The sequence below is a fragment of the Serratia proteamaculans genome, from assembly GCF_008830365.1.
In the GTDB taxonomy this organism is placed as follows: domain Bacteria; phylum Pseudomonadota; class Gammaproteobacteria; order Enterobacterales; family Enterobacteriaceae; genus Serratia; species Serratia proteamaculans.
The window spans coordinates 16,058-34,751 of record NZ_WBKI01000007.1 but is presented as its reverse complement, the minus strand read 5'-3'; the positions used below and the strand labels follow the sequence as shown (position 1 = coordinate 34,751).

Annotated in this window: 15 protein-coding genes; 14 read left to right on the top strand and 1 reads right to left on the bottom strand. The window is 53.9% G+C overall.

Translation table 11 applies throughout. The features are described from left to right. The first annotated feature begins 19 nt into the window (after positions 1-19). The 11 genes from rseP (at position 20) to F8R23_RS20135 (ending at position 15,473) form a co-directional block, all read left to right on the top strand. Positions 20-1,375: a sigma E protease regulator RseP gene (gene rseP, locus F8R23_RS20185; RefSeq protein ID WP_099065009.1), complete on the top strand. Its 1,356-nt coding sequence runs from the start codon at positions 20-22 to the stop codon at positions 1,373-1,375. 35 nt (positions 1,376-1,410) lie between these two features. After that, positions 1,411-3,816, top strand: a complete 2,406-nt coding sequence (gene bamA, locus F8R23_RS20180) for an outer membrane protein assembly factor BamA (RefSeq protein ID WP_112347220.1) — start codon at positions 1,411-1,413, stop codon at positions 3,814-3,816. Positions 3,817-3,975: 159 nt separating this feature from the next. Continuing rightward, a complete protein-coding gene (gene skp / locus F8R23_RS20175) occupies positions 3,976-4,473 on the top strand; it encodes a molecular chaperone Skp (RefSeq protein WP_112347219.1) in 498 nt (165 codons plus the stop codon). 3 nt (positions 4,474-4,476) lie between these two features. Further along, entirely contained in the window at positions 4,477-5,499 is a 1,023-nt protein-coding gene (lpxD, locus tag F8R23_RS20170; RefSeq protein WP_112347218.1) for a UDP-3-O-(3-hydroxymyristoyl)glucosamine N-acyltransferase, read from the top strand. Positions 5,500-5,660: 161 nt separating this feature from the next. After that, positions 5,661-6,116, top strand: a complete 456-nt coding sequence (gene fabZ, locus F8R23_RS20165; RefSeq protein WP_017893789.1) for a 3-hydroxyacyl-ACP dehydratase FabZ — start codon at positions 5,661-5,663, stop codon at positions 6,114-6,116. 3 nt (positions 6,117-6,119) lie between these two features. Then, positions 6,120-6,908: an acyl-ACP--UDP-N-acetylglucosamine O-acyltransferase gene (lpxA, locus tag F8R23_RS20160; protein WP_012146483.1), complete on the top strand. Its 789-nt coding sequence runs from the start codon at positions 6,120-6,122 to the stop codon at positions 6,906-6,908. 3 nt (positions 6,909-6,911) lie between these two features. Continuing rightward, positions 6,912-8,060, top strand: a complete 1,149-nt coding sequence (gene lpxB, locus F8R23_RS20155; RefSeq protein WP_129937097.1) for a lipid-A-disaccharide synthase — start codon at positions 6,912-6,914, stop codon at positions 8,058-8,060. Continuing rightward, positions 8,057-8,650: a ribonuclease HII gene (gene rnhB / locus F8R23_RS20150; RefSeq protein WP_085118520.1), complete on the top strand. Its 594-nt coding sequence runs from the start codon at positions 8,057-8,059 to the stop codon at positions 8,648-8,650. Before lpxB ends, rnhB begins: the two co-directional genes overlap by 4 nt. Before the next feature lie 83 nt (positions 8,651-8,733). Further along, positions 8,734-12,222, top strand: a complete 3,489-nt coding sequence (dnaE, locus tag F8R23_RS20145; protein ID WP_129937098.1) for a DNA polymerase III subunit alpha — start codon at positions 8,734-8,736, stop codon at positions 12,220-12,222. Positions 12,223-12,234: 12 nt separating this feature from the next. Further along, positions 12,235-13,194, top strand: a complete 960-nt coding sequence (gene accA / locus F8R23_RS20140) for an acetyl-CoA carboxylase carboxyl transferase subunit alpha (RefSeq protein WP_085118517.1) — start codon at positions 12,235-12,237, stop codon at positions 13,192-13,194. A 134-nt stretch (positions 13,195-13,328) separates the two neighbouring features. After that, on the top strand, positions 13,329-15,473 hold the full coding sequence (locus tag F8R23_RS20135) for a lysine decarboxylase LdcC (RefSeq protein ID WP_129937099.1): 2,145 nt from the start codon (positions 13,329-13,331) through the stop codon (positions 15,471-15,473). Here F8R23_RS20135 and F8R23_RS20130 read toward each other — a convergent pair. Beyond that, positions 15,470-16,015, bottom strand: a complete 546-nt coding sequence (locus tag F8R23_RS20130) for a MarR family winged helix-turn-helix transcriptional regulator (RefSeq protein WP_129937867.1) — start codon at positions 16,013-16,015, stop codon at positions 15,470-15,472. The genes F8R23_RS20135 and F8R23_RS20130 overlap by 4 nt on opposite strands. A gap of 149 nt (positions 16,016-16,164) precedes the next feature. On the opposite strand from F8R23_RS20130, the gene F8R23_RS20125 reads away from it, so the two are divergent. The 3 genes from F8R23_RS20125 to cadC all read left to right on the top strand — a co-directional run bounded on the left by F8R23_RS20125 (position 16,165) and on the right by cadC (position 18,556). After that, on the top strand, positions 16,165-16,398 hold the full coding sequence (locus F8R23_RS20125; protein WP_012146476.1) for a glutaredoxin family protein: 234 nt from the start codon (positions 16,165-16,167) through the stop codon (positions 16,396-16,398). Between the two features lie 123 nt (positions 16,399-16,521). After that, the gene (locus F8R23_RS20120) at positions 16,522-16,911 is read left to right on the top strand and encodes a VOC family protein (protein WP_099065018.1); all 390 of its coding nucleotides are present in this window, start codon (positions 16,522-16,524) and stop codon (positions 16,909-16,911) included. An 88-nt stretch (positions 16,912-16,999) separates the two neighbouring features. Next, positions 17,000-18,556 carry a lysine decarboxylation/transport transcriptional activator CadC gene (gene cadC, locus F8R23_RS20115; RefSeq protein WP_129937102.1) on the top strand — a complete coding sequence of 519 codons (1,557 nt, stop codon included), beginning with the start codon at positions 17,000-17,002 and terminating at the stop codon, positions 18,554-18,556. Positions 18,557-18,694: the final 138 nt, after the last annotated feature.

Here is an 18,694-nt window from a genome sequence, read left to right as displayed (position 1 = left end):
GGCGGGGAGTGAAGGGATTATGGTTAGCGTGCTCTGGAACTTAGTCGCATTTCTTGTTGCGCTCGGTGTTTTAATCACCGTGCATGAGTTCGGGCACTTTTGGGTCGCCCGTCGCTGCGGCGTCCGTGTAGAACGCTTTTCCATCGGTTTTGGCCGCGCTTTATGGCGCCGCACCGACCGTCAGGGCACGGAATATGTCATCGCCCTGATCCCGCTTGGCGGTTATGTGAAGATGCTCGATGAGCGGGTTGATTCGGTTGCACCGGAACTCCGCCACCAGGCGTTTAACAACAAAACCGTTTGGCAGCGCGCCGCTATCATCAGTGCCGGTCCTATCGCCAATTTCCTGTTTGCTATCCTTGCTTACTGGCTGGTCTTCATTATCGGCGTTCCCAGCTTCCGTCCGGTAATCGGTGAAATAGCACCCCAATCGATTGCGGCCAACGCTGAAATTTCGCCAGGAATGGAACTTAAGTCCGTAGATGGCATCGAAACGCCTGATTGGGAATCAGTTCGTCTGGCTCTGGTGGCGAAGATTGGCGACGCAGAAACCGAAGTGGGTATCGCGCCGTTTGGCACTTCTCGGGTGGTGACGAAAACCCTGGATTTGCGCCAGTGGAATTTTGAGCCGGACAAACAGGATCCCGTGGTGGCGCTGGGTATTATTCCTCGTGGCCCACAGATAGAATCTGTCCTTGCCGAAGTGCAGCCGAACTCGGCAGCGCAAAAGGCAGGTTTACAAGCGGGGGACAGGATCGTTAAAGTCGATGGTCAGCTATTGGGTCGTTGGCAAACGTTGGTTAAACGGATCCATAACGGCCCTGGGCAACCGCTGGTTTTAGAGATCGAAAGAAACGGCGCCCCCTTGTCTTTGACGCTGATACCGGATACAAAGCCGGTGGGAAAAGACAAATCGGTGGGGTTTGCAGGTATCATTCCGAAAGTGCTGCCGCTGCCGGACGAATATAAGACGATTCGCCAGTATGGACCTTTCCCGGCGCTGTATCAGGCTGGGGACAAGACCTGGCAGCTTATGAGCCTTACGGTCAAAATGCTGGGTAAATTAATAACCGGTGATGTAAAGCTGAACAACCTGAGTGGCCCGATTTCGATTGCACAGGGAGCAGGGGCGTCAGCGGGGGTCGGGTTTGTGTATTATCTGATGTTCCTGGCGTTGATCAGTGTCAATCTGGGTATCATCAACCTGTTCCCATTACCGGTGTTAGATGGTGGGCATCTCCTCTTCCTGGCGATAGAAAAGCTGAAGGGTGGGCCGGTTTCCGAGCGAGTACAGGACTACAGTTACCGCATAGGTTCGATCGTGTTGGTGCTTTTAATGGGTCTTGCACTTTTCAATGATTTTTCTCGTCTTTAGGGGCGGGGATAGGTTAGGAAGAACGCATAACAACGATGGCGATGAAAAAGTTGCTCATAGCGTCGCTGCTGTTTGGCAGCGCCACCGTATACGGTGCAGACGGGTTCGTAGTGAAGGATATTCATTTCGAAGGCCTGCAGCGAGTCGCCGTCGGTGCGGCGTTACTCAACATGCCGGTTCGCGTAGGCGATACCGTCACTGACGATGATATCAGTAATACCATCCGTGCCTTGTTTGCCACTGGCAACTTCGAGGACGTTCGCGTGCTGCGCGATGGTACTACGCTGATTGTTCAGGTTAAGGAACGCCCTACCATTGCCAGCATCACTTTCTCCGGCAACAAGTCGGTGAAAGATGACATGCTCAAGCAAAACCTGGAGGCCTCTGGCGTTCGGGTTGGCGAAGCGCTCGATCGCACCACCATATCCAGCATTGAAAAAGGGCTGGAAGACTTCTACTACAGCGTCGGTAAATACAGTGCCTCGGTGAAAGCCGTTGTCACGCCGCTGCCGCGTAACCGTGTCGACCTGAAACTGGTGTTCACGGAAGGGGTTTCCGCCAAGATTCAACAAATCAACATTGTCGGCAATCATGCCTTCACCAACGATGAACTGATCTCACGCTTCCAACTGCGTGATGAAGTGCCGTGGTGGAACGTGGTTGGCGATCGCAAATACCAGAAGCAAAAGCTGGCGGGTGACCTCGAAACCCTGCGCAGTTTCTATCTGGACCGCGGCTACGCACGCTTCAATATTGATTCGACTCAGGTCAGCCTGACGCCGGACAAAAAAGGCATTTACATCACCGTCAATATCACTGAAGGCGAGCAGTACAAGCTCACCGACGTGGTGGTGAACGGCAATCTGGCCGGCCACTCGGCGGAAGTTGCCCAGTTGACCAAGATTGAGCCAGGTGAGCTGTATAACGGCAGTAAAGTGACCAAGATGGAAGACAACGTCAAAACGATGTTGGGCCGTTATGGTTACGCTTACCCGCGTGTTTCTACCCAGCCTGAAATCAACGACGCGGATAAAACCGTGAAGTTGCATGTGAACATTGATGCGGGCAACCGTTTCTATGTGCGCCGTATTAAGTTTGAAGGTAACGACACCAGTAAAGATTCCGTACTGCGCCGTGAAATGCGTCAGATGGAAGGTGCGTGGCTGGGCAACGCTCAGGTCGAGCAGGGTAAAGAACGTCTGAACCGTTTGGGTTATTTTGAAACGGTAGATGTGGAAACCCAGCGCGTTCCGGGTACTGCGGATCAGGTTGACGTCACCTACAAGGTGAAAGAGCGTAACACCGGTACCTTCAACTTCGGCGTCGGCTACGGCACCGAGAGCGGCGTGAGCTTCCAGGCGGGCGTTCAGCAGGACAACTGGCTGGGGACCGGCTATTCCGTCGGCATCAGCGGTACCAAGAACGACTACCAGACTTACACCGAGCTGTCGGTAACCAACCCGTACTTCACCGTTGACGGTGTGAGTTTGGGTGGCCGTATCTTCTACAACGACTTTAAAGCCGATGACGCGGACCTGTCCGACTATACCAACAAGAGTTATGGTATCGACGGCACCCTGGGCTTCCCGATCAATGAAAACAACTCGTTGCGCACCGGCTTGGGTTACGTGCATAACGGCTTGTCTAACATGCAGCCTCAGGTTGCCATGTGGCGTTATCTGGACTCGATGGGGCTGGATCCGAACAAGACCGATCGGGCCAGTTATTCTGCCGATGACTTCACGCTGAACCTGGGTTGGACCTATAACAACCTTGACCGGGGTTATTTCCCAACCTCGGGTAACCGCACAACGCTGAATGGTAAAGTCACCATTCCGGGGTCGGATAACGAATACTACAAAATGACGCTGGACAGCGTGCAATACGTCCCAATCAATGACGATCGCACCTGGGTACTGTTGGGTCGTGGCCGTCTGGGTTATGCCGATGGTCTGGGCGGCAAAGAAATGCCGTTCTACGAGAACTTCTACGCCGGCGGCTCGAGCACCGTGCGTGGTTTCGGTTCCAACACCATTGGTCCGAAAGCGGCATACTACAACTCCAACTCGTACAGCTGTACCAATGGCGCCGCTGTGTGTAGTTCTGACGATGCGGTGGGCGGTAACGCCATGGCCGTCGCCAGTATGGAGCTGATCACGCCAACACCATTTATCAGCGAGAAATACGCCAACTCGGTGCGTACCTCCTTGTTCATGGATGCGGGGACCGTGTGGGATACCAACTGGAAGAATGACGCTCAGACCAGCATGTACGATATTCCGGACTACAGTAAAGCGAGCAATATCCGCGTTTCTGCCGGTATCGCCTTGCAGTGGATGTCACCTTTGGGTCCGTTGGTGTTCTCTTATGCCAACCCGATCAAGAAATACGAAGGCGACAAGTCCGAACAGTTCCAGTTTAACATTGGCAAGACCTGGTAACAGGTCCCGCTTCTGGGCATAGCAGTTATTAAGAATCGCAAATGCCAGGCGCCCGTCAGAGCATAGAGAGATGATTCTCATTGTTTTGCGGGATAAGTCTGGCAGATTGTGTACTTCAAGTGTCATATGACACAAATGGGTGATGGTAAGGAGTTTATAGTGAAAAAGTGGTTGTGTGCCGCAGGCCTCGGTTTAGCAATGGCTGCTTCAGCTGGCGTTCAGGCAGCAGATAAGATCGCTGTAGTTAACGTCTCCAGCATTTTCCAACAGTTGCCGGCTCGTGAAACCGTAGCTAAACAGCTGGAAAACGAGTTTAAAGGCCGTGCGGGTGAGCTTCAGAACATGGAGCGTAGCCTTCAGACCAAAATGCAACGTTTGCAGCGTGATGGCGCTACCATGAAAGCCAGCGATCGCAGCAAGATGGAAAAAGACGTGATGGCACAGCGCGAGCAGTTCTCTCAGAAAGCACAGGCTTTTGAGCAGGACAACCGTCGCCGTCAGATGGAAGAGCGTAACAAAATCTTGAGCCGTATTCAGGACGCTGTGAAATCTGTTGCCAGCAAAGAAGGCTACGACGTAGTCATCGATGCTAACGCAGTTGCCTATGCAGGGACTTCTAAAGACATCACTGCTGACGTGCTGAAACAGGTTAAATAACACATGCCTTCAATTCGACTGGCTGATCTAGCGCAGCAGTTGGATGCACAATTGCACGGTGATGGCGATCTCGTCATCACCGGCATTGCTTCTATGCATTCGGCACAGGCTGGCCAAATCACGTTTTTGTCAAACAGCCGCTATCAAGAGCAGTTGTCTTCCTGCCTGGCAAGCGCAGTAGTGCTTACCGAAGCGGATTTACCACACTGCCGTTCTGCGGCGCTGGTGGTTAAAAACCCTTACCTGACTTACGCGCGCATGGCGCAACTGATGGATACCACGCCGTCTCCGGCTCAGGATATCGCCCCAAGCGCGGTTATCTCACCTGCTGCCACTCTGGGACAGAATGTGGCCATTGGCGCTAATGCGGTGATCGAGTCTGGCGCCGTTCTGGGCGATAACGTGGTTATCGGTCCTGGCTGCTTTATCGGCAAACGTGCACGCATTGGCGCGGATACGCGTCTGTGGGCAAACGTAACTATTTATCATGAAGTCGAAATCGGTCAGCGCTGCCTGATCCAATCAGGTACTGTGATCGGTGCTGATGGTTTCGGCTATGCCAACGAACGTGGCGAGTGGATTAAAATCCCTCAGTTGGGCACGGTAATCATCGGCGATCGCGTCGAGATTGGCGCTTGCACCACCATTGACCGCGGCGCGTTGGATAACACCCTGATCGGGAATGGTGTTATCATCGACAACCAATGTCAGATTGCACATAACGTGGTGATTGGCGACAATACTGCCGTTGCCGGCGGTGTGATCATGGCGGGTAGCCTGAAGATTGGCCGTTATTGCCAGATCGGCGGAGCCAGCGTGATCAACGGTCACATGGAGATCGCCGACAAAGTTGTTGTCACCGGAATGGGAATGGTTATGCGACCAATCACCGAACCTGGGGTATACTCTTCGGGCATTCCGTTACAACCCAACAAAGTTTGGCGTAAAACCGCTGCGTTGGTGATGAATATCGATGAGATTAGCAAGCGCTTAAAAGCTGTCGAACGAAAAGTCGGAAAAGACTAATCACTACCGCCCGCCTCGCTGGGTACAAAACGAAACGCGTTGGTCATGAGACCAAAAGCGCAAAGAGTTGTTAATTTGCGGCCTGCATGACTTCCTCCTTATTGGGGGCAGCGCAGGCCGTGTTGTTGATGCCATCAGTTTTTAGAGACAGGAAGAGTATTTTGACTACTGACACTCATACTCTGGATATTGCAGAAATTTTAGAGTTGCTTCCTCACCGTTACCCGTTCTTGCTGGTCGATCGCGTCCTCGAGTTTGAGGAGCACAAATTCCTGCGTGCGGTGAAGAACGTATCTGTAAATGAGCCGTTTTTCCAGGGACACTTCCCTGGTAAGCCGATTTTCCCAGGCGTATTGATTCTGGAAGCCATGGCGCAGGCCACCGGTATTCTGGCGTTCAAAAGCGTCGGCAAGTTGGAGCCGGGTGAGTTGTATTACTTTGCCGGTATCGACGAAGCCCGCTTCAAACGACCGGTAGTGCCTGGCGATCAAATGATCATGGAAGTCACCTTTGAGAAAACTCGTCGTGGTTTGACGCGCTTTAAAGGCGTGGCGACCGTCGACGGCAAAATTGTCTGCGAAGCAACCATGATGTGTGCGCGCAGCCGGGAGGCCTAATCCGTGATCGACAAAACCGCCTTTATCCATCCTAGCGCGATTATTGAAGAAGGCGCCGTTATCGGCGCTGGTGCGCACATCGGTCCCTTCTGCTACGTCGGCTCCCAGGTGGAAATCGGCGAAGGCACGGTACTGAAGTCCCACATTGTGGTGAATGGCTTGACCAAAATCGGCCGCGATAATCAGATCTATCAGTTCGCCTCTATTGGCGAAGTGAATCAGGATCTGAAATACGCGGGTGAACCGACGCGTGTCGAGATTGGCGATCGCAATCGCATCCGCGAAAGCGTCACCATTCATCGCGGCACAGCGCAGGGCACTGGGTTGACCAAAGTAGGTAATGATAACCTGCTGATGGTTAACGTGCATGTTGCGCACGACTGTGTGGTGGGTAACTCCTGTATTTTGGCAAACAACGCCACGCTGGCCGGCCATGTGGAAATTGATGATCATGCCATTATCGGTGGTATGACGGCTATCCATCAGTTCTGCATTATCGGTACTCACGTGATGGTGGGCGGTTGTTCCGGCGTTGCCCAAGACGTGCCTCCTTTTGTCATCGCGCAGGGTAACCACGCTACGCCATTCGGTGTTAACGCCGTTGGCCTGAAGCGTCGTGGTTTTGATAAAGATGAAATGCAGGCCATTCGTAACGCCTACAAAATTCTTTATCGCAGCGAGAAAACGCTGGATGAAGCGAAAACAGAAATCGAAGCCCTGGCGAAAGAACAGCCGGTGGTGCAGCAGTTCCTTGATTTCTTTGGTCGTTCCACCCGCGGTATTATTCGCTGACCTATGCAAAATCGCCCATTGACCATCGGATTGGTCGCCGGAGAAACTTCCGGTGATATTCTTGGCGCCGGTTTAATCCGCGCGCTCAAGGCGCAGATCCCCGACGCGCGTTTTGTTGGCGTCGCCGGCCCGCTGATGCAGGCCGAAGGCTGCGAAACCTGGTACGAAATGGAAGAACTGGCGGTAATGGGCGTGGTCGAGGTGCTTGAGCGCCTGCCACGCTTGTTAAAGATCCGTAAGGATCTTACCCGCCGGTTCAGCGATCTCGCGCCTGACGTGTTTGTGGGTATCGACGCGCCGGACTTCAATATCACCCTGGAAGGTCGTCTGAAACAGCGCGGCATCCGCACCATTCACTATGTCAGCCCGTCCGTTTGGGCCTGGCGTCAAAAGCGCGTTTTCAAAATAGGCAAAGCCACCGATCTGGTGCTGGCGTTTCTCCCTTTCGAAAAAGCGTTTTACGATCGTTTCAACGTACCCTGTCGGTTTATCGGCCATACCATGGCCGACGCCATGCCGCTGCAACCGGATAAACTGGCTGCGCGCGCCACGCTGGGCATAGCTCCGGATGCACGTTGTCTGGCCCTGTTACCGGGCAGCCGCGGTGCGGAAGTCGAGATGCTAAGCGCCGATTTCCTGAAAACGGCGCAGTTGCTGCGCACCCGCTATCCGGATCTGGAGCTGGTGGTGCCGCTGGTTAATGCCAAGCGACGCGAACAGTTCGAGCGCATCAAGGCCGAAGTGGCCCCTGAGTTAAGGGTTCACCTGCTCAACGGCCAGGGGCGCGAGGCGATGATCGCCAGCGACGCAGCATTACTGGCCTCCGGCACTGCCGCGCTGGAGTGCATGCTGGCCAAATGCCCGATGGTGGTGGGTTACCGCATGAAACCATTTACCTTCTGGATAGCGCAACGGCTGGTGAAGACGCCGTATGTCTCATTACCAAATCTGCTGGCCGGTCGTGAAATCGTCACCGAACTGTTGCAGCACGATTGCGTGCCGGACAAGTTGGCGGCGTCGCTAATGCCGCTGCTGGAAGATAGTCCGCAAACTGACGAACTGAAACAGACTTTCCTTAATTTGCACCAAAGCATCCGTTGTGGTGCCGATGAACAGGCCGCTCAGGCTGTGTTGGAACTGGCAAAAGCATGATTGAACCTTTCATCTATCCTGTCGCCACGCTGATTGCCGGCGTGGACGAAGTCGGTCGTGGCCCCTTGGTGGGCGCGGTTGTGACCGCTGCGGTGATCCTCGATCCCGCGCGTCCGATCGTAGGGCTGGCGGACTCGAAAAAACTCAGTGAAAAACGCCGTCTGGCGTTGTATGACGAAATTACCGAGAAGGCCCTGTCCTGGAGTTTGGGGCGTGCCGAGCCGGACGAGATTGACCAACTGAACATTCTGCATGCCACTATGTTGGCGATGCAGCGTGCAGTTGCCGGATTGCATATCGCGCCGGACATGGTATTGATTGACGGTAACCGCTGCCCGAAATTGCCGATGCGCTCGCAGGCGGTGGTGAAGGGCGACAGCCGCGTGGCGGAAATCAGCGCAGCGTCCATTCTGGCGAAGGTAACGCGTGACCGCGAAATGACTGAGTTGGATCGGGAATTTCCGGACTACGGTTTTGCGCAGCATAAAGGCTACCCAACCGCTTTCCATCTGGAGCGGCTGGCCGCGCTGGGTGCGACCGAACATCATCGCCGCAGCTTTGCCCCGGTCAGAAGGGTGCTGGCGCTGTAATCTGCCGGCCTTATCCGGGCCAGGCACGCGATAGAGTTAACCCGGGTTCAGTTCGCTGAGCCCCTAGATTCAGGTATCTGGATATGGCCGAACCTCGTTTTATTCACCTGCGCGTTCATAGTGACTACTCCATGATTGATGGATTAGCCAAGATCGGACCGTTGGTGAAAAGAGCTGCCGCGTTAGCCATGCCTGCTTTGGCAATTACCGACTTTACCAACCTGTGTGGTCTGGTGAAGTTCTATGGCAGCGCGCACGGCGCCGGGATCAAACCGATCATCGGCGCGGATTTTCATGTGCAAAGCGAAGTGCTGGGCGATGAGCTGGCGCAGCTCACCGTGCTGGCCGCCAATAATGAAGGTTACCAAAACCTGACGTTGCTGATTTCTCGCGCCTATCAGCGTGGTTACGGCGCCGCCGGTCCGATCATCGATCGTGACTGGCTGATTGAGCACCGTGAAGGGCTTATCCTGCTCTCTGGTGCCCGTCAGGGCGACGTCGGCAAGTTTCTGCTGCGCGGCAACCAGCCGCAGGTGGAGCAGTGCCTGGAGTTTTATCAGCAGTATTTCCCCGACAGTTATTATCTCGAACTGATCCGTACTGGTCGGCCGGACGAAGAAAACTACCTGCATGCAGCGGTAGCCCTGGCGACCGAACGTGGGCTGCCGGTAGTGGCCACTAATGATGTGCGTTTTCTGGTAGCGGATGACTTTGACGCTCATGAGATCCGCGTTGCCATCCACGACGGTTTCACGCTGGATGATCCCAAGCGCCCGCGTAATTATACCTCGCAGCAATACATGCGTGACGAAGACGAGATGTGCGAGCTGTTTGCCGACATCCCGGAGGCGTTGCTCAACAGCGTAGAGATCGCCAAGCGTTGTAACGTGACTATCCGCCTTGGCGAGTACTTCCTGCCGCAGTTCCCAACCGGTGATATGACCACTGAGGATTTCCTGGTCCTTAAGTCGAAGGAAGGGCTGGAGGAGCGTCTGGAGTTCCTGTTCCCGGATCCGCAGGTACGTGCTGAGCGCCGCCCTGAATACGACGAACGTCTGGATATTGAGCTGAAAGTGATCAACCAGATGGGCTTCCCGGGTTACTTCCTGATTGTGATGGAGTTCATCCAGTGGTCGAAGGACAACGACGTGCCGGTAGGGCCGGGTCGTGGGTCTGGTGCCGGTTCACTGGTGGCCTATGCGCTGAAAATCACCGATCTTGACCCGCTGGAGTTTGACCTGCTATTCGAACGTTTCCTTAACCCGGAACGTGTTTCGATGCCTGACTTCGACGTCGACTTCTGCATGGAAAAACGCGATCTGGTGATTGAGCACGTTGCGGAGATGTACGGCCGTGAGGCGGTATCGCAGATTATTACCTTCGGTACCATGGCGGCGAAAGCGGTTATTCGTGACGTGGGCCGTGTACTGGGTCACCCGTATGGCTTCGTCGATCGCATCTCCAAGCTGGTGCCGCCCGATCCGGGCATGACGCTGGAAAAAGCCTTTGCCGCCGAACCGCAGTTGCCGGAAATCTACGAGGCCGATGAGGAAGTCAAAGCGCTGATCGACATGGCGCGCAAGCTGGAAGGGGTGACGCGTAACGCCGGTAAGCACGCCGGTGGTGTGGTGATCGCACCGACCAAAATAACTGACTTCGCTCCGCTGTACTGCGATGCCGAAGGCCAGCATCCGGTAACCCAGTTTGATAAGAACGATGTGGAATACGCCGGGCTGGTGAAGTTTGACTTCCTGGGGCTGCGTACCCTGACCATCATCGACTGGGCGTTGGCGATGATCAACGCTCGCCGCGCGAAAACCGGGCTGGAACCGATCGATATCGCCGCCATTCCGCTAGAGGACAAGAAAAGCTTCGACATGCTGCAGCGTTCGGAGACCACGGCGGTCTTCCAGCTCGAATCACGTGGCATGAAAGACCTGATCAAACGCCTGAAGCCCGACTGTTTCGAAGACATGATCGCACTGGTGGCGCTGTTCCGCCCGGGGCCGCTGCAGTCAGGCATGGTAGATAACTTTATTGACCGAAAGCACGGTCGTGAAGAGATTTCCTACCCGGATATTCAGTGGCAGCATGAGTCGCTTAAACCGGTGCTGGAGCCTACCTACGGCATCATCCTGTATCAGGAACAGGTGATGCAGATTGCCCAGGTGCTGGCCGGTTATTCGCTGGGCGGCGCAGACATGTTGCGTCGTGCGATGGGCAAAAAGAACCCGGTTGAGATGGCCAAGCAGCGCGGCGGTTTCGAGGACGGGGCAAAATCACGCGGCATCGACGGTGAGCTGTCGGTAAAAATCTTTGACCTGGTGGAGAAATTCGCCGGTTACGGCTTCAACAAATCGCACTCCGCCGCCTATGCACTGGTGTCATACCAGACATTGTGGCTGAAGGCGCACTACCCGGCCGAGTTTATGGCGGCGGTAATGACCGCCGATATGGACAACACCGATAAGGTGGTGGGGCTGGTGGATGAATGCTGGCGCATGGGCTTGAAAATCCTGCCGCCGGACATCAACAGCGGCCAGTATCATTTCCACGTTAACGACGAAGGTGAGATCGTTTACGGCATCGGTGCTATCAAAGGCGTCGGGGAAGGGCCGATTGAAGCCATTCTTGAAGCGCGTAACAGTGGCGAGCAGGGTTATTTCAAAGACCTGTTTGACCTCTGTGCTCGCTCTGATATCAAAAAACTGAACCGCCGTATTCTGGAAAAACTGATCATGTCCGGGGCATTCGACCGCCTTGGGCCGCATCGCGCTGCGCTGATGAATTCGTTGGGTGACGCGTTGAAAGCGGCCGATCAGCATGCCAAAGCCGAAGCGATCGGCCAGGTGGACATGTTTGGCGTACTGGCGGAAGCGCCGGAGCAGGTGGAGCAATCCTACGCCAACGTGCCCCTCTGGCAGGAGCAGGTGGTGCTGGACGGTGAACGGGAAACCCTGGGGTTGTACCTTACCGGCCACCCGATCACCCAGTACCTGAAGGAAATCGAACGCTATGCCGGTGGCCAGCGTTTGAAAGATATGCATCCGACGGACCGGGGCAAAATGACGACCGCCGTTGGGCTGGTGATCGCCTCACGGGTTATGGTCACCAAGCGCGGTAATCGCATCGGAATTTGTACGCTGGATGACCGTTCAGGCCGTCTGGAAGTGATGTTATTCACCGATGCGTTAGAAAAATACCAGCATTTATTGGAAAAAGACCGTATCCTGATCGCCAGTGGACAGGTCAGCTTTGATGACTTTAGCGGTGGGCTTAAAATGACGGCCCGCGAGCTAATGGACATCAGTGAAGCCCGTGAAAAATACGCTCGCGGACTTGCTATCTCGCTGACGGACAGGCAAATTGATGACCAGCTTTTGAACCGTCTCCGTCAGTCTTTGGAACCCCATCGCTCGGGGACGATTCCAGTGCATCTTTACTATCAACGGGAAGATGCGCGGGCCAAGCTGCGTTTTGGCGCAACCTGGCGCGTGACGCCCACCGACCGCTTATTGATAGATTTGCGGACTTTGGTAGGTAATGAGCAGGTGGAACTGGAATTTGACTAAAATAGGAATGCTATGAGTCTGAATTTTCTTGATTTTGAACAGCCGATTGCAGAGCTGGAAGCGAAAATTGACTCGCTGACTGCAGTCAGCCGTCAAGACGAAAAATTAGATATTAATCTGGACGAAGAGGTTCAGCGCCTTCGTGAAAAGAGCGTTGAGCTGACGCGCAAGATTTTTTCCGATCTTGGGGCTTGGCAAGTTGCCCAATTGGCACGCCACCCACGCCGTCCTTATACCCTGGATTATATCAAACACATCTTTACCGACTTCGAAGAACTGGCAGGCGATCGCGCCTATGCCGATGATAAAGCGATTGTCGGTGGTATTGCTCGTCTGGATGGTCGCCCGGTGATGATCATCGGTCATCAGAAAGGCCGCGAAACTAAAGAGAAAATCCGCCGTAACTTCGGCATGCCGGCACCGGAAGGCTACCGCAAAGCGCTGCGCCTGATGGAAATGGCTGCTCGCTTCAAACTGCCGTTGATCACTTTCATCGACACTCCAGGGGCATACCCTGGTGTGGGCGCGGAAGAACGCGGTCAGTCAGAAGCGATAGCCCATAACCTGCGTGAAATGTCTCGTCTGAATATCCCGGTGATATGCACCGTGATCGGCGAAGGCGGTTCTGGCGGTGCATTGGCTATCGGCGTTGGCGACAAAGTGAATATGCTGCAGTACAGCACCTACTCGGTGATCTCACCGGAAGGCTGTGCCTCCATCCTGTGGAAGAGTGCCGACAAGGCTCCTCTGGCTGCAGAAGCGATGGGCATTACCGCACCGCGTCTGAAAGAACTGAAGCTGATCGACTCGGTGATCCCGGAGCCTTTGGGCTCTGCTCACCGTGACGTGCCGGCGATGGCAGCCTCGCTGAAAGCACAGCTGTTGGCTGACCTGAAAGATCTCGACGGTCTGAACAACGAAGAGTTGCGCAACCGTCGTTACCAACGCCTGATGAACTACGGCTACTGCTGAGTTTTATCATGTGTTGCAAGAAACCGCCTCCGGGCGGTTTTTTTTGGGCTGATGAAAAGGGAGCTTTTGGGGTACACAGTCCGAGTTTTTCATGTTGTTATAGACGATTGCTGGTTAACTGACAGGAGCAGCCGTTGAATATCATCGCGATCATGAGCCCAACTGGCGTTTATTACAAAGACGAGCCGATCCGCGAGCTTCACATCGCACTGACTGCAATGGATTTCCAACTGGTGTATCCGAAAAACAGCGGTGACCTGTTAAAGCTGATCGAGGCCAACGCGCGCATTTGCGGAGTGATTTTTGACTGGGACGATTACAGCCTGGAATTGTGCAGCGACATCAACGAGCTGAATGAATATTTGCCGTTGTATGCATTTATCAACACCCACTCCACCTTTGACGTCAGCCTGCATGAAATGCGCATGGCACTGTATTTCTTCGAGTACGCCCTGAATGCGGCGGATGATATTGCCCAGCGCATCCAGCAATACACTGACGAATATATCGATACCATTACGCCGCCCTTGACCAAGGCGCTGTTTAAGTACGTGCGTGAAGGGAAATACACTTTCTGTACCCCAGGGCACATGGCAGGTACCGCCTTTCAGAAAAGCCCGGTCGGCTGTTTGTTCTACGACTTTTTCGGTGCCAATACTCTCAAAGCCGACGTTTCGATTTCGGTTACCGAACTGGGTTCGTTGCTGGATCACACCGGCCCGCATCTGGAGGCCGAAGAGTATATAGCGCGTACCTTTAACGCCGAACAGAGTTATCTGGTGACTAACGGCACCTCCACCGCCAACAAAATTGTCGGCATGTATTCGGCGCCGACCGGCAGCACGGTATTGATTGATCGCAACTGCCATAAATCCTTATGCCATTTGCTGATGATGAGCGATATCGTCCCGATCTACCTGCGCCCATTGCGTAACGCCTATGGCATTCTCGGTGGCATCCCACAGCATGAGTTTACCCATGAGAGCATTGCCGGCCGGGTCGCGGCAACGGTTAATGCCAGTTGGCCGGTGCATGCGGTGATCACCAATTCTACCTATGACGGTTTGCTGTATAACACCGACTACATCAAACAGACGCTGGACGTGCCCTCTATTCACTTTGACTCAGCCTGGGTGCCCTATACCAACTTCCATCCGATTTACGACGGCAAGAGTGGCATGAGCGGTGAGCGCACGCCCGGCAAGGTGATCTACGAAACCCAGTCTACGCATAAATTACTGGCGGCGTTTTCGCAGGCCTCGATGATCCACATTAAGGGTGACTACGATGAGAGCACCTTTAATGAAGCCTATATGATGCACACCACCACTTCGCCGAATTATGGCATCGTGGCCTCGATGGAAACCGCGGCGGCGATGCTGCGTGGTAATCCGGGGCGGCGTTTGATTAATCGCTCGGTGGAGCGTGCATTGCATTTCCGCCGTGAGGTACAGCGGTTACGAGGGGAGAGCGATAGCTGGTTCTTCGACATCTGGCAGCCGGAGGAGATCGACGAAGCGCAGTGCTGGCCACTGAACCCGGATGATAACTGGCACGGTTTCGGCAATACCGACTGCGACCACATGTACCTCGATCCGATCAAGGTCACCATCCTGACGCCAGGCATGAATGAGTTGGGCATGCTGGAAGATAGCGGGATACCGGCGGCGCTGGTGGCGAAATACCTGGATGAACGCGGTATCGTGGTAGAAAAAACCGGGCCCTATAACCTGCTGTTCCTGTTCAGCATCGGCATTGATAAAACCAAGGCGATGAGCCTGCTGCGTGGTCTGACCGATTTCAAACGCGCTTACGATCTCAACCTGCGGGTGAAGAACATGCTGCCGGATCTGTTTGCGGAAGATCCGGATTTCTACCGCAATATGCGCATTCAGGATTTGGCGGCTGGGATCCACAGTTTAATCCGTCGGCACGATCTGCCAGGCCTGATGCAACGGGCATTTGACGTGCTGCCTGAAATGAAGCTGACGCCGCATCAGATGTTCCAGCAACAGGTGCGCGGCAACGTAGAAACCTGCGAACTGGATCAGTTGGTTGGCAAGGTGGCGGCCAATATGATCCTGCCTTATCCGCCAGGGGTACCTTTGGTTATGCCGGGGGAGATGATCACCGAAGAGAGCCGCGCAGTACTCGATTTTCTGCTGATGCTATGCTCGATCGGTGAACGTTATCCAGGCTTTGAAACCGATATCCATGGCGCAAAGCTGACCGAGGACGGACGTTATCTGGTGAAGGTGCTGAAAACGCCGCTGGCTTAAGCAAATTCCCGGCAAATCAGGTTCACGCTGCTTGATGGCAGCGGTTCCTGTGTCAGCCCACAAAATGGTTGGCCGTTCTGCCACTGGTGATAACGGCAACGATGGCATTCGCCGAATAACGCCACGTTATCATCCTGCTTTTGCAACTGGCGCAGTAACTGCGTCAACAGTTCCAGCAACTGCCCCCCGTCCTGCTGCATGGCATCCTGCGCATTTTGTAAATAGCCCGGTGGGAACAGGGCATCCATCAATACACGTGACTTGTCGGTCAGCTTTAACCTGACGCTACGGCGGTCCTTCTCATCCGCAGTACGGGCGATCATCCCATTACTTTCCAGCTTTTTTAGCGATTGCGATACTGTGCCCTTGGTCAGGCCGAGATATTCCGCCACTGCCATCGGCGTGTTGGAGTAATGGTTGCAGCGTGCCAGATAATACAACGCACTCAACTGCACCGGGGGCAGGTTATCCAGTTCTTCATGGTTGCGTAGCCAGCTGCGTTGCAGGCTATTCAGCCGCTCCAATAAATCAAACAGTCTCAATATGTACTCCTCATTAGGTTGTGAAAATAGTATCGATTAAAAACTATATTGACAAGTCAGGAGGGAGGATTTATTGTGCATTTTGTTTCGAATCGAAACTAAATGTGAGTTCATTTCACTCATCACAGTCAGAACCAAGGAGAATTATCATGACTAAGGCCGTTTTCTATCATGCCGGTTGCCCGGTTTGTGTCAGCGCAGAGCAGCAGTTGTTGGGTCTGTTGAGCCAGGATGTGCAGGTGGACGTGGTGCATCTGGGTGAAAAACCGGCGCGCATCGCCGAAGCAGAAAAAGCAGGAGTACAGAGCGTGCCGGCGCTGGTGGTGGATGGGCAGGTGCTGCACATCAACTACGGTGCAGCATTGGCTGACCTTAAAGCCTGATCTGCCTGCGGCATTATAGATAGCTGAATGATAGCCCCGCCTTATGCTGCGGGGCTTTTTGCCGTTGACGTTGCCCGCGTCGCCGGATACCGTGCCTCATCAAACCGATAATGAGGCATCACCATGTTGGCACTACGTCAGGTCCATCACATCGCAGTCATTGGTTCAGATTATGCTGCCAGTAAGCATTTTTACTGCGATATTCTGGGTTTTACCCTGTTGGGTGAGTTCTATCGTGAAGAGCGTGATTCCTGGAAGGCGGATTTGGCGCTCAATGGTCAATACAGTATCGAACTGTTTTCATTCCCGTCGCCGCCCGCCCGCGTCAGCCGCCCGGAAGCCTGTGGCCTGCGCCATCTGGCATTCAGCGTCGACGATATCGAGCAGGCCATTGAGCACTTGCAGGTTGCCGGGGTGGTTTGTGAACCGGTGCGTGTCGATCCTTATACCCAGTCACGCTTCACTTTTTTCAGCGATCCTGATGGGCTACCTCTAGAATTATATGAGGTATGAATGCTTAATCGGGGCGTATCGACGCAGGCCAGGCCCTCATATGGTATTATCCCGCGCTTGCCGTACCCCCTTTTGAGTTATTTTCACTATGCAAGAACCTGTTTTTCGCGTTGGTGAGTGGTTGGTTACTCCCGCAGACAACAAAATAAGCCGTGACGGGCGCCAACTGGCGTTGGAACCCCGCTTAATCGATATGCTGCAATATTTCGCCCGACACCCGGATGTGGTGTTGAGTCGCGATGAGCTGATCGACAACGTTTGGAAGCGCAACATTGTCACCAATCATGTGGTGACCCAGAGTATTTCCGAACTGCGCAAATACTTGAAAGACGGGGACAGTAACAGCCCGGAATACATTATTACCGTGCCCAAACGCGGCTATAAGCTGGCCGCCCCGGTAATGTGGTGTGAAGGGGAAGAGGCGACGATGCCTGCGGTGCCACAGGTGGCGGTCATTACTCATGAGCCGGAAGATGGCAGTGAAGACGACGGCATAGATTATGAGCCGCCTAAACCCAGCGTGGCAAAAAAACCGGCGGCAAAATCGACGGTTCCTTTTTACCGTCAATCACCGTTTTGGGTCTGGTTGGCTTTCCTGACCGCGTTGAGTGCCTGCGTGGTGTTTGTGGCTATAGCAACTTTGTCACAGCGCATACCGGAATCCACGATGCCGGTGCTGATGAACCCGCGTGATATTGATATCCGCATTCAGGGTGGCAACAGTTGCAGTAACTGGACGCCGCAACTTTCCTATGTTGTCGGCCTGAGCGAAGTGGTGACGGATTCGCTGAATACCTATTCCACCTTTCTGGTACACGATCAAACCAACTATAACTACACCGGACCCAGCAGTTCCGGTAAATCACTGACCATAGAGTTCGTCAACCAGCGCCATTATCGAGCGCAACAATGCTTCCTGTCGGTGCGGCTGGTGGACAATGCGGACAGCTCGATCATGCTGGACAAGCGTTACTTTGTGACCACGGACAACCAGCTAAAAATCCAGGAAGACTTCCTGAGCAGTCTGTCTGTTGCACTTAATCAGCCGTGGCCGGCACCCCTGCAGCAGCGCCTGATGCAGCTGTTGCCCAACTCCGGTCCGGCCCTGCAACAGTATTATCAGGCACATCAGCTGCTGATCCAGGGGGATATCGATTCCCTGACCCATGCCAGCAACCTGTTGGGTGAGATGGCCAAAAGCTCTCCAGACTTTATTTATGTTGCGGCGGAAAAAGCGCTGGCGGACTTGCTGCGTAACTCTTATCAACCTTTTGACAACGTGCAACTGACGCAACTGGAGACGGAGATCGCCCGCCTGGATACACTGCCGGCATTAAAAGACAGCCCCATTATTCAGCAAATTCGTACGATACAGGCGCTGGGGGAGGGGAAAACCGATGAGGCTTATCAGGCGATAAATAAGGGTATCGAGCTGCAGATGTCATGGATGAATTATGTGTTGCTCGGCAAGGTTTATGAGATGCAGGGTCATAACCGTTTGGCTGCAGACTCCTATATCACCGCATTTAATCTACGTCCGGGTGAGAATACTTTGCATTGGATCCGCAATGCCGTCTTCCATACCTCAGTTAACACCGTAGTTCCCTACCTCGAAAACTACAACCCAGACAAAGAGTCTCAATAATCTCACACCGCCGGGCGATATCATTGCTCGGCGGTGTTATTTGTTGTGTTTTATTTGTTAAGTTAAATAACCCCGAGCGTTGATGAATTATCCTCTTGAATTCTCATTTGTTATTGCGATTAACATGTTTATATTGTT